We start from the raw sequence: 12,876 nt of genomic DNA, 5'->3' as shown, positions 1-12,876 counted from the left end.
TGAGGCAGGGAGTGGTGAATATTCGATGACCGACGAGACCCGTACCCACGACGCGCAGGACGCGCAGGGGCGTACGCCGTCGGACTTCACCGACGACGCGGGCCAGTCCCCACCGGCCTCCCGCCCGCACTTCCTGCCCGCCGGCGAGGCGTCGCCCTCCCCCGGCGAGCAGCCCGGAAACGACGGCTGGAGCCAGCTCGGCGAGCCGCCGGGCCAGGGGCGCTGGAGCCAGGCCGGGCAGCCGGACGACATCGGGCGGCCCGGCGAGGGCGGCTGGGGCGATCCGTCGGGCAGGGTGCGGCAGGACACGGCGGTCTTCGGTCCGCCGGTCGGTCCGCCTCCTCCGCCCTCCCAGGCGTTCGGCATGGGCGCCGGCTGGGCGCCCCCTCCCGGTGGATTCCCGGGCGCGGCCGTTTCCCCCCGTCCCGCGCCGCGTACCAGCACGATGGTCATCCTCGCCGTGCTGGTCGCACTGCTGGCCTCGACGTTGGGGAGTGTCGGCACCTATCTGCTCACCCGGCCCGACGTCTCGGGCCGCGATCCGTCCTTCACGCTGGGGAAGGCGCCGAGCGGCTCCAACTCCCGGCCCCCGGACTCCATCGCGGGAGTGGCGGCCAAGGTTCTGCCCAGCGTGGTCTCGCTGGCCGTCGACGGCGGCACCAGCGCGGCCACCGGCTCCGGCTTCCTGATCAAGGGAGGCTATGTGGTGACCAACAACCACGTGGTCGCCGCCGCCGCGCCGGGCGGTGAGATCCAGATCCAGTTCAGCAACCGCAAGTCCACCTCGGCCCGGATCATCGGCCGTGACCCCGAGTCCGACCTCGCGGTGGTCAAACCCGACGAGACCTTCGGCGCCCCGGAGATCAGCCTCGGAAACTCCGACAACGTGGTCGTGGGCGACCCGGTCGTCGCCATCGGCTCCCCGCTCGGCCTCGTCGGCACCGTCACCTCCGGCATCGTCAGCTCGCTCAACCGTCCGGTCCAGGCAGGTGAGGAGAACAGTTCCGACACCACCTGGCTCAGCGCCATCCAGACCGACGCGGCCATCAACCCCGGAAACTCCGGAGGTCCGCTGGTCAACGCCAGCGGCGAGGTCATCGGGGTCAACTCGGCGATCGCCACGCTCGGCAGGTCGGCCGGCGGGCAGAGCGGCAGCATCGGCCTCGGCTTCGCCATCCCGGTGAACCACGCGCGCCGGATCGCCGAGGAACTGGTCGCCAACGGTGTCGCCAAGAAGTCACGGATCGGCGTCACCCTCGACCAGACCTACCGGGGCACCGGGGTCCGCATCGACAGCGAGGCCAAGGGCGGCACCCGCCCGGTCGAGCCGGACGGCCCCGCAGACAAGGCGGGTCTGAAGCCCGGCGACGTCATCCTGGAGATCGACGGGACGGTGGTGCAGGACAGCACCGAGCTGATCGCGCTGATCCGGAACAAGGCTCCCGGTGAGAAGCTGACGGTCAAGTTCCAGCGGGGCGGGCAGGAGAAGACGGCCACCGTGATCGTCGGCGCCGCGGCCGTGCGGCCCACACCCCAGCCCTCCTGAGCGACGATGCGCAGGTGCATGCTTGAGGTTGAGGGCATTAGTCTGGAAGCTGTCCGGGCGTGTGCCCGGAGAGCTTCCCTAGCGTTGTCCCGGTAGGAGATCACCGTGTTCGGACTCGGCTGGCCTGAGATCGTGGCGCTGGTGGTCATCGCCCTGCTCGTCTTCGGCCCGGAGAAGCTTCCGCAGGCCGCTGCTCAGGCGGGCAAGACGCTGCGCAACCTCCGTCAGATGGCCAACAACGCCAAGAGCGACCTGCAGGCCGGGCTGGGTCCAGAGTTCGCCGACTTCGACCCGGCCGACCTCAACCCGAAGAACTTCGTCCGCAAGCATCTCACCGGAGAGCTGGAGGACGACTGGAACCGCTCCTCGACCTCCACGGCGTCCGCCGCTCCGACCCATGTCGACTCCTACGCGGCTGAGGCGGCCGGTGAGCTGGGATACGGCGAGCTCCCGCCGTATGACTCCGAAGCGACCTGAGGCCGGCGAGGCTCCATCGTAGGGCTGCGGAAGCGGCCTTGGGCACCGTACGACGACAGGCGCCCTCCGCACAGGAGGGCGCCTGTCGTCGGTTGTCCCGAACGGCGGGAGGGTCTAGCGGCCCCTGGTGGGGGAGATGCCGAGCTGCATGCCCTTGAGGCTGCCCGACTTCTTGCTCAGCCCGGCGGCGATACGGCTCAGCTCGGCCGCGGCCGGGGCGTCGGGGTCGGTGAGCACGAGGGGCTTGCCCTCGTCGCCGCCCTCACGCAGCCGCGTGTCGATCGGCACCTGGCCGAGGAGCGGCACGCGGGCGCCGAGGGTGCGGGTGAGCGCGTCGGCCACGGTCTGGCCGCCGCCCTCGCCGAAGACGGAGATCCGCTCGTCGCAGTGCGGGCAGGGCAGCCAGGACATGTTCTCGATGACGCCCGCGATCTGCTGGTGGGTCTGCACGGCGATCGACCCGGCGCGCTCGGCCACCTCGGCGGCGGCCTGCTGCGGGGTGGTCACCACGAGGATCTCCGCCGACGGCATCCGCTGCGCCACCGAGATCGCGATGTCGCCGGTGCCGGGGGGCAGGTCCATCAGCAGGATGTCGAGGTCGCCCCAGTAGACGTCGGCGAGGAACTGGTGCAGCGCGCGGTCCAGCATCGGGCCCCGCCACACGACCGGGGTGTTGCCCTCCGGCTTGAACATGCCGACCGAGATGACCTTGATGTCATGCGCCACCGGCGGCATGATCATGTCCTCGACCTTGGTGGGGCGTTCGGAGACGCCGAGCATGCGGGGGATGCTGTGGCCGTAGATGTCGGCGTCCACGACGCCGACCTTGAGGCCGCTCGCGGCCATCGTGGCCGCCAGGTTGACGGTGACGGAGGACTTGCCCACGCCGCCCTTGCCGGACGCGACCGCGAAGACGCGGGTCAGCGAGCCCGCCTGGGCGAAGGGGATCTCCTTCTCGGGGCCCTTGGCGCCGCGCAGCTTGGTCTGCAGCGTCTTGCGCTGCTCGGCGCTCATCACGTCCATCTCGACCTGGACGCCACTGACTCCGTCGATCCTGGAGACCGCGGCGGTGACGTCACGGGTGATGGTGTCCTTCATGGGGCAGCCCGACACCGTGAGGAAGATCCCGACGCGGACCATCCCGTCGGGGGAGATGTCGACGCTCTTGACCATGTCGAGCTCGGTGATCGGCCGACGGATCTCAGGGTCGTTGACGGTCGCCAGGGCGGCCGTCACCAGTTCCGGTGTAGGTGCCATCGAAGTGTCGGCAACAGCCGTCACCCTTGAGGCGACGGGAGGATGCCGTCCCTCCTTGTCTATGTGTCCAGGCGTTCTACGGGCAGGGCGTGTCCGTCGCAGCGCCCATGTGGCTGAGCGAGAAACCGCTCCCACAGGAGAGCGGAGGAGTCACGGGCCCATGGTAAGAACCCCGAGGCCCCGCGAGGAATTCCGGGATCCTGCTGTGGTAGCAGGATTCGGACAATTCGCTGTGTAGATGCGCGTGCAACGTTCTAAGGTTACTCCGTGACTCTGATGGCGGGCGAGCCAAGAGAGGCCGTCGGTTCGGAGGAGCTGGCGGTCTGGCGGATGCTCCAGCGGGCCCAGGTGCGCATCACCCGTGCGCTGGAGGCCGACCTGCTGGTCGAGCACGACCTGGCGCTGGCCTCCTACGACGTGCTCACACAGCTGTCGGAGTCGCCTGACCGGCGGCTGCGGATGAACGACCTCGCCGACCGGGTGTTCCTGTCGCGCAGCGGCCTGACCCGTCTCGTCGACCGCCTCCAGCGTGAGGGCCTGGTCGGACGGGAGGCCTGCCCCAGCGACGCGCGTGGCCTGTTCGCGGTCCTCACCGACGACGGCGCCGTACGGCTGGCCGAGGCCACCCCCACCTATCTGCGCGGTGTCCGCGCCCAGTTCCCGGACATCCTCGACACCGACGAGCTGCGCCGGTGCGCCGCGATGCTGAACGCGCTCTCCCCCGAGCGGACGCCCTAACAGCTCTCCCCCTGACGGGGCGGGCATGCCTCCTCCCGGAGATCCTCCTGCAGGCGCTGGAACTCCGAGCGGATGTAGTCACGGGTGGCCACCTCGCCGAGCGCGATGCGCAGGGATGCGATCTCCCGGGTCAGATACTCGACGTCGGCCTGGTTCCGGTCGGCCGCGCCGCGGTCGAGCTCGTTCTGGATCCGGTCCCGGTCGTCCTGCCGGTTCTGGGCCAGCAGGATCAGCGGCGCGGCGTAGGACGCCTGGAGCGACAGGATCAGCGTGAGGAAGATGAACGGGTAGGGGTCGAAGCGCAGGCTCTCCGGGCCGAAGGCGTTCCACAGACCCCAGACCGCCACGAAGACGGTCATGTAGACCAGGAACCTGGCCGTACCGAGGAACCGGGCGATCTGTTCCGACAGCCGCCCGAAGGCCTCCGGATCGTAGTGCGGGCGCAGCCGCAGCCCCTGCTGCCTGGGCTGGTCGAGCCGTTCAGTCATGGCCGGGTCCCGCCCCGTGGTCCTGTTCCCGCCAGTCGTCGGGGAGGAGGTGGTCGAGCACGTCGTCCACGGTGACGGCGCCGACCAGCCGGCCGACCTCGTCCACCACGGGGGCCGCCATCAGGTTGTAGGTGGCCAGGTAGTAGGTCACCTGGTGCAGGGTGAAATCGGGCTTGATCGGGTCGATGGAGATGTCCATGATGCCGCCGAGCAGGGCGGACGGCGGCTCGCGCAGCAGCCGCTGGAAGTGGGCGAGGCCGAGGTAGCGGCCGGTGGGCGTCTCGATGGGCTGTCGCGCCACGTAGACCTGCGCGGCCACCGTCGGGGTGACGTCCCGCTGGCGGATGTGCGCCAGGGCCTCGGCGACCGTGGCGTTGGGGGGGAGCACCACGGGCTCGCTCGTCATGATGCCGCCCGCGGTGTTCTCCGGATAGACCAGCAGCCGCCGCACCGACGCGGCCTCCTCCGGCTCCATCAGCGCCATCAGCGCCTCGGCCTGCTCGGCCGGCAGGTCCTGGAGCAGGTCGGCCGCGTCGTCGGGGTTCATCTCCTCCAGCACGTCGGCGGCCCTGCCCGGTGACAGCCGGCTCATGATGCCGATCTGGTCGCGTTCGGGCAGTTCTTCGAGCACGTCGGCCAGCCGTACGTCGTCGAGGGCCGCGGCCACCTCGGCGCGCCGCTTGTCCGGCAGTTCGTGCAGTGCGCTGGCCAGGTCGGCGGCGCGCATCGTCTCGAAGGCGACCAGCAGGTTGGCCGCTCCCTGGTCCTTCTGCACCGCGCCGAAGCCCTTGACCTCGGACCAGTCCACGATCTTGGTCGGCCCGCGCCGCCGCAGTCCCAGACGTGGACCGCCCTTGGTCACCGCCACCTTGGTGATCATCCACTCGGCGCGGGCGTTCTCCTCCATGGCCAGGTCCAGGACCGTCATCCGCTCGCCGTCGACCTCCACCACGAGATCGAGCATCTCGCCGATGGCCAGGTTCTCCGTCGCCCGCTGCTCGAACCGGCGCACGTTGATCTGGCCGCTGAAGACGACCGCCCCGATCTCGATGCCCCGGACCCGGGTGATGGGCAGGAAGATCCGGCGCCGCGGCTGGACCTCGACGACCAGCCCGTGCACGCGTGGCGGCGCGGTGCCGGCGATGGCCACCACGACGTCGCGCACGCGCCCGATCCGGTCACCGGCCGGGTCGAAGACCGGAGTCCCGGCGAGCCGGGCGATGAAGATCTTCACTCTTGAAGAGTAGGCGGCGTCACGGGATCGCCGGTTCAAGGCACTCTCACATTTCGGACGCCCTCTTGCCCTGATCTGCCCTGTCATGACAGCATCAAAATGCTTAAACGGTAATTACAGGGTGGTGTCTCATGAGGCGTGCCGGTCTGCTGATCGCGTTCGCGTCGTCCTGGTGTTTCGCTTTCTCCGGTCCGATGGCCAAATACCTGGCCGTCGCGGGGCTCGCTCCGCTGGAGGCCGTCTGGGTGCGGATGGCGGGCGCCGGGCTGCTGCTCGTCGGCGTCCTCGCGGCCGTCAGGCCCCGGGCGCTGCGCATCCCGCGCTCGCGGCTGCCCTTCTTCCTGGCCTACGCCGTGGTCGCGGTGGCGGGCGTGCAGGCGCTGTACTTCGCGGCGATCACCCGGCTGCCGGTGGGCGTCACCCTGCTGATCGAGTTCACCTCGCCGGTGCTGGTCGTGCTCTGGGTGCGGTTCGTCCGGCGAGTACGGCTGCCGCGCGCGGCCTTCGCCGGCGCCGTGGTCGCGGTGCTCGGGCTCGGCATCGTGGTCGAGGTCTGGTCGGGCCTGGCCCTGGATCCGGTGGGTCTGCTGCTCGCCTTCGGAGCCGCGGTCTGCTGCGCCGGATACTTCCTGCTCAGCGACGGATTCGGCGAAGACGTCGACCCGCTGGGCCTGATCGCCTGGGGCCTGCTGGGCGCGGCCGTGGTGCTCACCCCGATCTCCCGGCCCTGGGACATCCCGTGGGAGGCGTTCACCGAGACCGTGGCCCCCGAAGGCGGCCACGCGCTGCCGGCGCTCGTGGCCGCGGCCTGGATGATCGTGATCGCCACCGTCGTGGCCTACATCCTCGGCGTCACCGCGGTCCGCCGCCTGTCGGCCGCGATCGGCTCCACGGTGGCCTCGCTGGAGGTCATCGCCGGAGCGGTGATCGCCTGGCTCCTGGTGGGGGAGGGGCTCGGCCCCTTCCAGATCGTCGGCGGCCTCGTCGTCCTGTCCGGCGCCTACCTGGCCCAGCGGGCCACGGCGGGCCTGCCGCACGCCGTGGCGGAGGTCATGGAGCCGATTCCCGTGGCGTGAGCCGTACCACCTGCGACCGGGCGGCCCAGCGTTCCACCAGGCCCGCGCTGTCGACGGCGTTGAGCCGCTCCTTGGCCAGCGCGGCCACCGCGTCGGCGGACTCCGCCTGGTCGACCACCTCGACGGTGGCGTCGAAGGCGATCAGCCGCCCCCCGTTGTCCTTGCTCCGCAGCGTCACCTGGACCTCGCCGCGCTCCGCCAGACCGGGCAACGGCTGCTCGCCGCCGCCGGTGACCACGTAGATCGCCCCGTCGTGCCACGCGTGCCAGGCCAGCCGGGGCCGGTCCAGCGACAGCCACAGGACCCCCGACTTCTTGGCGCCCTCTTCGATCACACCCATGAGACGAATGTACGGCCTGCGCCTCCGATCGGCCGGAAAGCGCGGGCCGTACGTGACGTGAGGGGTCAGCGGCGGGAGAGCTTCCACGCCGCCGGCAGCAGACCGGCCGCGACCGCGATCTTGAGGGCGTCGCCGGCCAGGAAGGGGATCACCCCTGCGGCGAGCGCCTTGCCGAGGTCCAGCCCGGTGACGGCCATGAGGACCGGCAGGCCGAAGGCGTAGATCGTCAGGTTGCCGAGGACCATCGTGCCGACCGTGCGCAGGACGGTGCGGTCGCCGCCGCGCTCGGCGAGCTTGCCGACGATGGCGGCGGCGGCGATGAAGCCGATGACGTAGCCGAAGGTGGCACCGCCGAAGCCCGAGGTGCCGCCCTGGAACCACGGGACGCCCGCGATGCCGACGAGCATGTAGAGCGCCATGCTCAGCACCGCGCGGTTCATCCCCAGCGCCGCGCCCACCAGCACGACCGCGAAGGTCTGGCCGGTGACCGGGACGGGCCACATGGGGAAGGTGAGCTGCGCGGCCAGGCCGGTCAGGGCGGCGCCGCCGACGACGAGCGCGACGTCGCGGACGCGGGAACCGGGGATGAGGTCGGACAGGACGGCGGGCCGGGCCACCGAGGAAGCGTTTGCCATCGTAAAAATCTCCCTTACCAATGCGTACTCTCTATTGTTGGGATGCCTGAGACAAGAGTCGTACGAGATCGGTGCCAAGAACAGGCCGTGCTCTTTGTATAGGGGCCATAGAACGGCCCGGCCCATCACGCGGGGCGCGGCGGCCGCTAGCGTGGGCCCATGCGCTCGCGACGTTCGTGCCTGGCGGTGCCCGGCAGCAACCCCCGCTTCCTGGAGAAGGCTCAGGGCCTGCCCGCCGACGAGGTCTTCCTCGACCTGGAGGACTCCGTCGCCCCGCTCGCCAAGGAGGGGGCGCGCAAGAACATCGTGGCGGCCCTGCGCGAGGGCGACTGGTCGGGCAGGACGAGGGTCGTGCGGGTCAACGACCTGAGCACGCAGTGGACCTACCGGGACGTCATCGAGGTCGTGGAGGGCGCCGGGGAGTTCCTCGACTGCCTGATGCTGCCCAAGGTGGAGGACCCGGCCCAGGTGATCTGGCTCGACACGCTGCTCACCCAGATCGAGAAGGCCAACGGCCTCCCGGTCGGCAGGATCGGCGTCGAGGCCCAGATCGAGAGCGCCCGGGGCCTGGTCAACGTGGACGCCATCGGCGGCTCGTCCCGGCGGCTGGAGGCGCTGGTCTTCGGTCCCGCCGACTTCATGGCCTCGATCAACATGCGGACCCTGGTGGTCGGCGAGCAGCCCCCCGGCTACACCGAGGGCGACGCCTACCACTACATCCTGATGCGCATCCTGATGGCCGCCCGCATGCACGGTCTGCAGGCCATCGACGGCCCGTACCTGGCGATCAAGGACCTGGACGGCTACCGCCGGGTGGCCCGGCGGGCCGCGGCGCTCGGCTTCGACGGCAAGTGGGTGCTCCACCCGAGTCAGGTGGAGGCCGCCAACGAGGTGTTCTCGCCCTCTCAGGAGGACTACGACCACGCCGAGCTGATCCTCGACGCGTACGACTACTCCACGACGGTCGAGAAGCGCGGCGCGGTCATGCTCGGCGACGAGATGATCGACGAGGCGTCCAGGAAGATGGCGCTGGTGGTGGCGGCCAAGGGCAGGGCGGCGGGACTCGGGCGCACCACCGCCTTCACCCCGCCCACGGCGTGACCCCGATCGCGGTGGAGAACCACAGCGCCGAGGTGGGCCAGAGCCCGGCCGGTGCGGTGAAGGTCAGCCCGCCGAGCACCGGCGGGCCCCAGCCGGGCAGCCCCTGCCGGGGCAGCGCCGGCGCCTTCGCGGTGAGCACACCGTAGAGGAGCGGCCCAGCGGCGAGTGGGCCGTCGATCTGGCCGGCAGTACCGGAATTATGAGGGCAAATAGTGATAATTCCGGCGTGGCATTAATAAATCTGACTAGAGAGGTCTCGTCATCGAAGCTCCGACGTGTTGCTCTGGACTGTGTATGGCCGGGCTTCGGTCGCCCGGCCGCCGGAGGTGATCGTTTCGACGGAACAGGGTAGGAGTAGGGTCACGTGCGATTTGCCGCTCCCATAGGGGGTTGCGGCAGAGTGTCACGGAGATGACTGGAACGATCCGGGGTGGTGGCCCCGGGCGCAAACCGGGCTTCCTACAGGAGGTGCTGAGCGTGGCCCCGGGCCCTCACGACCCGCGCTCGCGAGAGTGGCCGGCGGACGACGGCGGTGTCCGCGGCGACGCTGCACCCGCAGCCGAGCCCCAGGAGCCTCCCACGATCCAGCACGCCCCTCCCGGACCCTCCGACGACGGCCTCCGGGGGCTCCCGCTGGCCTCCCCGTGGATGCTCCCTCCGTTCGCCTCACCCACCCCGGACGGGAGCGAACCCCCTCAGGCCCGTCCCGAAGGTCTGGGCGGCGAACGACGCCGCTCCCACACGCAGCCCTACGCTTCTTCTCCCGCCGACCCGCCCACCCATCCGCCCGCGCATGGACGGCCCCCCGAGCCCGGAGACGGTAACGCCCCGCCGCGCCGGCGGACGGCCGACCGGCCGGATCTGCTCGTCGCCTCCGGGCCGCCGCGCGGGTCCCGGGAGCCGGTTGAGTTCGAGGAGCCGGGCGGATCTCGGGACGCACGTGGGTCCGGGGAGCCGGCTGAGCCCCGGGAGGAGCGGCGGCCCGATGCCCCTGCCACCCCCGGACCGCCGCGTGAGCCCGGCGACGGGACCCGGGCCGGACCTCAGGCTCCCGCCACGCCGGAACCGGCGCCCGAGCCGGCCGCACCTGCTCAGGACGGCTTCGAGCCGGTGCGCCGCGTGGGGCGCCCACCCGAGGGCCGGCCCACCCGGCCGGACCTGCTGGTCGCCCAGGGCCCGCCCGGCCGGCGGGGGCCGAACGGCGGACGGCACCACCGGACGGCCCCCGCGCCCTCGGCCGTGCGCCGCTCCAGCCCGACCAGGCGCAGACGCGGCCGCGGCCTGGTGATCCCGTTCCTGATGGTCCTGGTCCTGACCGTCGCGGTCGGTGGCGGACTGGTGCTGTGGGAGTGGGTGAGCGGGCCGTTCACCACCGGCCTCCGGCTGGTCGGCGACGAGGTGCGCTCCGGGGACGCGAACTTCGTCCCACGGCCCGACGCCGGCGGAGACGGGTCGAGCCAGGTGCTCAACGCCGTGGCCTCGGCGGGCTCCGCCATGGTCGCCGTCGGCAGCGACACCACCAGCCCCGTCCCCCGGCCGCTGTTCCTGTTCTCTCCGGACGGGGGCGCGACCTGGCAACTGGGCAAGGTGGCGGGCCCGGTGGGCTACGAGGCGGGACCGACCACCGTGGGCCTGGTGGCGGGCGGTGACGGCCGCTGGTCGGCCGCGGGAAACGACCCCCTCGGCGCCGGACACGGTCTGTGGACCAGCGCCGACGGCTACAGCTGGAACGCGGTGGACTCCGGCGGGCTGGACGCGTTCTCGGCCGGAGACAAGATCATGGATCTGGCCAGGACCTCCTCGGGCTTCGTGATGGTGGGCACGACCATGCTCCCGGACGGCGCCACCGGAGCCGTCGCGTGGATCTCATCCGACGGGCGGGACTGGAAAAGGGTGAACAGCGGGGAGATCAATCCGCCGGACAGGATCCGGGGCCTCAAGGCGGTGGTCGCCAAGGGGGACGCCGTGGTCGCGCTGGGTGATCCGGTCAAGGGCGGGTCCTCCTCGGTGGTCCTGCGTTCGGCCGACGGAGGCAGGACCTGGCTGCGGACCGACGCGGTGCTGGCGGGCGTCAGCCCCGAATCGGGCGCACTGGCGGCGGTGGCCGGCGGGTTCGTGCTCGTCCCGACCCAGCAGCGCAGCGACAAGGGCGACGTCGCCGTCTACTGCTCGCCCCAGGGCGACGACTGGTCCCGGTGCGGCACCATCGGCGGCCTGGCCCCCGACGGCTCGGGTGTCAGGCGTCTGGCCTCCTCTCCGGACGGCGTGGCCGCCGTCACCGAGTCGGGCTTCGAGCGCTACTCCGTCTACACCAGCGAGGACGGCCACGACTGGAGCATGACGACCGATCTCGGGCAGGTGCCCGGCTCGCTTCGGGCGCTGGCGGTCTCGGACGGGGGAACGCTCGTCGTCGGCGGTGACGAGCGCGCCGCCGACGTGGACAACCGTCTGGTTCTCATCACCGCGCCCAAGGGAGGACAGGCCCGGCCGGTCCCCCTGAACGGGATCGACGGCCTCACCAGAGCCGCCCGTGAGACGGCCAGGGTGGGCGCGGGGGGAGGCATGTTCGTCGCCGTGGGCGCGGCGTCCGGCGACGCGGGGATCTGGACCAGCGCGGACGGTGAGAACTGGAAGGCCGGTGGCCCGGCGCGCATTCTCGGCGGTCCGTGGAGGCAGTCGCTCGGCGACGTCGCGCAGGGCAGGGCGGGCTGGCTGGCCGTGGGCAGCACCATGCTCAACGCCTCCTCCACCTCACCTCTGCTCGTCACCTCACAGGACGGCGCCACCTGGCGCGACGTGCCGGCCCCGGACCAGCTCGCCCCGGCCGCCGAGCACTACTTCCTCGCTCCCCACGCGGTCGCCGCGGGCCCGTCCGGCTATGTCATCGCCGGTGAGGACCGCGGGCCGGCCGGAACCGTCCCCGTCCTGTGGTTCTCGTCCGATCTGAAGCGCTACACCAAGGCCCGGAAGCTCCCCGCCGGTGCCGGGGTGCGGCTGCACGACGTCTCGGCCACCTCGTCCGGCTACGTGGCCGTCGGCGGGACCGGCGGCGCGCAACAGGAGACCGGCGTGGTCTGGGTCTCGGCCGACGGGGTCGAATGGAGCGCGCGGAAGCCGGTCCTGCCACCGGGGGCGACGTCGGCCGGACTACGGCATGCGGTCCTGTACGGCGGGCACATCGTCGCCGCCGGCACCGCGCAGACCGGGGACGGGCTCCGAGCCTTCAGCGCGGTGTCGGACGACAACGGCTCGACCTGGGAGTTCTCCTGGTTCCCCGCGGACGGCGCGGCCGCCGTACAGGACCTGGCCGCGACCGCGGAGGGCGTGGTGGCGGTCGGCTGGCAGGGGCGCCCGGGCGAGGGCGACAGCGTGGCATGGACCTCCGAGGACGGGCTGTCCTGGCAGCCCCACACCCCCGCCCAGGGAGGCGACGGCGCCCAGTGGCTCGGCGCGGTCGCGATCTCCGGCGGCCAGGTGGTGGCCCTGGGCAGGTCCACCACCTACAGCGCCGACCACCTCACGCTGTGGCGCTCGACCCTGACCGCGGCTCGATGACCGCCCATTCGACGAGGGCGTCCAGCAGGCCGGGGGAGAGCGGCAGCCGTACGAGTTCGTCGACGGTGAACCACCGGGCATCCGCGGCGTCGTCCCCGGCGGCGAGCGTGCCACCGGAGACGCCGGCCAGGTAGTCGCGGATCACGTAGAGGACGCCGGCCGGTCCCGGACGCTCGACGGCGCCGGCCAGACGGCCCGCCGTGACCGTCAGGCCGGTCTCCTCCAGCACCTCGCGGGCCACCGCGTCGGCGTCCGACTCGCCCGGCTCGACCCGGCCGCCGGGGACCGTCCAGAGGCCCTTGCCGGGCGGGCGACCACGGCGGATGAGGAGCAGCCGGCCGGAGCCGTCACTGATGATCGCCCCCACACAATTGACGCGCATGTCGGTAAGATTACGGCCTGATAACGCGGTGCACTCTTGACGTACCG

General features: G+C 71.6%; 13 protein-coding genes. 6 read left to right on the top strand and 7 right to left on the bottom strand.

The annotated features are described in order from the left end of the window. Positions 1 to 25: 25 nt before the first annotated feature. Positions 26 to 1,546 carry a S1C family serine protease gene (locus FHR32_RS08610; protein ID WP_184753813.1) on the top strand — a complete coding sequence of 507 codons (1,521 nt, stop codon included), beginning with the start codon at positions 26 to 28 and terminating at the stop codon, positions 1,544 to 1,546. Between the two features lie 105 nt (positions 1,547 to 1,651). Beyond that, complete coding sequence (locus FHR32_RS08605; protein ID WP_184753812.1) at positions 1,652 to 2,023, top strand: sec-independent translocase; 372 nt, start codon at positions 1,652 to 1,654, stop codon at positions 2,021 to 2,023. 114 nt (positions 2,024 to 2,137) lie between these two features. Here the strand turns inward: FHR32_RS08605 and FHR32_RS08600 are convergent, their stop codons facing one another. Continuing rightward, the gene (locus tag FHR32_RS08600) at positions 2,138 to 3,280 is read right to left on the bottom strand and encodes an Mrp/NBP35 family ATP-binding protein (protein WP_184753811.1); all 1,143 of its coding nucleotides are present in this window, start codon (positions 3,278 to 3,280) and stop codon (positions 2,138 to 2,140) included. A gap of 276 nt (positions 3,281 to 3,556) precedes the next feature. Between FHR32_RS08600 and FHR32_RS08595 the strand changes: the two genes are divergently transcribed. Next, complete coding sequence (locus FHR32_RS08595) at positions 3,557 to 4,018, top strand: MarR family winged helix-turn-helix transcriptional regulator (RefSeq protein ID WP_184756426.1); 462 nt, start codon at positions 3,557 to 3,559, stop codon at positions 4,016 to 4,018. On the opposite strand, the gene FHR32_RS08590 is transcribed toward FHR32_RS08595, so the two are convergent. Next, positions 4,015 to 4,506 carry a DUF1003 domain-containing protein gene (locus tag FHR32_RS08590; protein WP_184753810.1) on the bottom strand — a complete coding sequence of 164 codons (492 nt, stop codon included), beginning with the start codon at positions 4,504 to 4,506 and terminating at the stop codon, positions 4,015 to 4,017. The two genes, FHR32_RS08595 and FHR32_RS08590, sit on opposite strands and share 4 nt — an antisense overlap. Beyond that, positions 4,499 to 5,740 carry a magnesium transporter MgtE N-terminal domain-containing protein gene (locus tag FHR32_RS08585; protein ID WP_425584223.1) on the bottom strand — a complete coding sequence of 414 codons (1,242 nt, stop codon included), beginning with the start codon at positions 5,738 to 5,740 and terminating at the stop codon, positions 4,499 to 4,501. Before FHR32_RS08585 ends, FHR32_RS08590 begins: the two co-directional genes overlap by 8 nt. A 131-nt stretch (positions 5,741 to 5,871) precedes the next feature. On the opposite strand from FHR32_RS08585, the gene FHR32_RS08580 reads away from it, so the two are divergent. Then, entirely contained in the window at positions 5,872 to 6,816 is a 945-nt protein-coding gene (locus FHR32_RS08580) for an EamA family transporter (RefSeq protein WP_184753808.1), read from the top strand. Here FHR32_RS08580 and FHR32_RS08575 read toward each other — a convergent pair. After that, complete coding sequence (locus FHR32_RS08575; protein ID WP_184753807.1) at positions 6,791 to 7,156, bottom strand: hypothetical protein; 366 nt, start codon at positions 7,154 to 7,156, stop codon at positions 6,791 to 6,793. The genes FHR32_RS08580 and FHR32_RS08575 overlap by 26 nt on opposite strands. 65 nt (positions 7,157 to 7,221) lie before the next feature. Next, the gene (locus FHR32_RS08570) at positions 7,222 to 7,791 is read right to left on the bottom strand and encodes a biotin transporter BioY (RefSeq protein ID WP_184753806.1); all 570 of its coding nucleotides are present in this window, start codon (positions 7,789 to 7,791) and stop codon (positions 7,222 to 7,224) included. Between the two features lie 159 nt (positions 7,792 to 7,950). Here FHR32_RS08570 and FHR32_RS08565 point away from each other — a divergent pair, with 159 nt between their 5' ends. Continuing rightward, positions 7,951 to 8,892 (top strand): HpcH/HpaI aldolase/citrate lyase family protein, encoded by a 942-nt coding sequence (locus FHR32_RS08565; RefSeq protein WP_184753805.1) that lies wholly within the window; start codon positions 7,951 to 7,953, stop codon positions 8,890 to 8,892. Here FHR32_RS08565 and FHR32_RS44150 read toward each other — a convergent pair. Then, a complete protein-coding gene (locus FHR32_RS44150) occupies positions 8,873 to 9,031 on the bottom strand; it encodes a DUF6529 family protein (protein WP_184753804.1) in 159 nt (52 codons plus the stop codon). The genes FHR32_RS08565 and FHR32_RS44150 overlap by 20 nt on opposite strands. Positions 9,032 to 9,303: 272 nt before the next feature. On the opposite strand from FHR32_RS44150, the gene FHR32_RS08555 reads away from it, so the two are divergent. Then, complete coding sequence (locus FHR32_RS08555) at positions 9,304 to 12,447, top strand: sialidase family protein (protein WP_184753803.1); 3,144 nt, start codon at positions 9,304 to 9,306, stop codon at positions 12,445 to 12,447. Here the strand turns inward: FHR32_RS08555 and FHR32_RS08550 are convergent. Beyond that, positions 12,410 to 12,829, bottom strand: coding sequence for an NUDIX hydrolase (locus tag FHR32_RS08550; RefSeq protein WP_184753802.1), 420 nt, complete (start codon positions 12,827 to 12,829; stop codon positions 12,410 to 12,412). The two genes, FHR32_RS08555 and FHR32_RS08550, sit on opposite strands and share 38 nt — an antisense overlap. Positions 12,830 to 12,876: the final 47 nt, after the last annotated feature.

The sequence above is a fragment of the Streptosporangium album genome (assembly GCF_014203795.1).
GTDB lineage: Bacteria > Actinomycetota > Actinomycetes > Streptosporangiales > Streptosporangiaceae > Streptosporangium > Streptosporangium album.
This window is presented reverse-complemented; position numbering and strand designations above follow the sequence as displayed.

Excerpts from the sequence above, each read along its gene's own strand:
- FHR32_RS08590 (WP_184753810.1), bottom strand. The coding sequence starts at position 4,506 with ATGACTGAACGGCTCGACCAGCCCAGGCAGCAGGGGCTGCGGCTGCGC.
- FHR32_RS08575 (WP_184753807.1), bottom strand. The coding sequence starts at position 7,156 with ATGGGTGTGATCGAAGAGGGCGCCAAGAAGTCGGGGGTCCTGTGGCTG.
- FHR32_RS08600 (WP_184753811.1), bottom strand. The coding sequence starts at position 3,280 with ATGGCACCTACACCGGAACTGGTGACGGCCGCCCTGGCGACCGTCAAC.
- FHR32_RS08595 (WP_184756426.1), top strand. The coding sequence starts at position 3,557 with ATGGCGGGCGAGCCAAGAGAGGCCGTCGGTTCGGAGGAGCTGGCGGTC.
- FHR32_RS08610 (WP_184753813.1), top strand. The coding sequence starts at position 26 with ATGACCGACGAGACCCGTACCCACGACGCGCAGGACGCGCAGGGGCGT.
- FHR32_RS08580 (WP_184753808.1), top strand. The coding sequence starts at position 5,872 with ATGAGGCGTGCCGGTCTGCTGATCGCGTTCGCGTCGTCCTGGTGTTTC.
- FHR32_RS08555 (WP_184753803.1), top strand. The coding sequence starts at position 9,304 with ATGACTGGAACGATCCGGGGTGGTGGCCCCGGGCGCAAACCGGGCTTC.
- FHR32_RS08565 (WP_184753805.1), top strand. The coding sequence starts at position 7,951 with ATGCGCTCGCGACGTTCGTGCCTGGCGGTGCCCGGCAGCAACCCCCGC.
- FHR32_RS08570 (WP_184753806.1), bottom strand. The coding sequence starts at position 7,791 with ATGGCAAACGCTTCCTCGGTGGCCCGGCCCGCCGTCCTGTCCGACCTC.
- FHR32_RS08550 (WP_184753802.1), bottom strand. The coding sequence starts at position 12,829 with ATGCGCGTCAATTGTGTGGGGGCGATCATCAGTGACGGCTCCGGCCGG.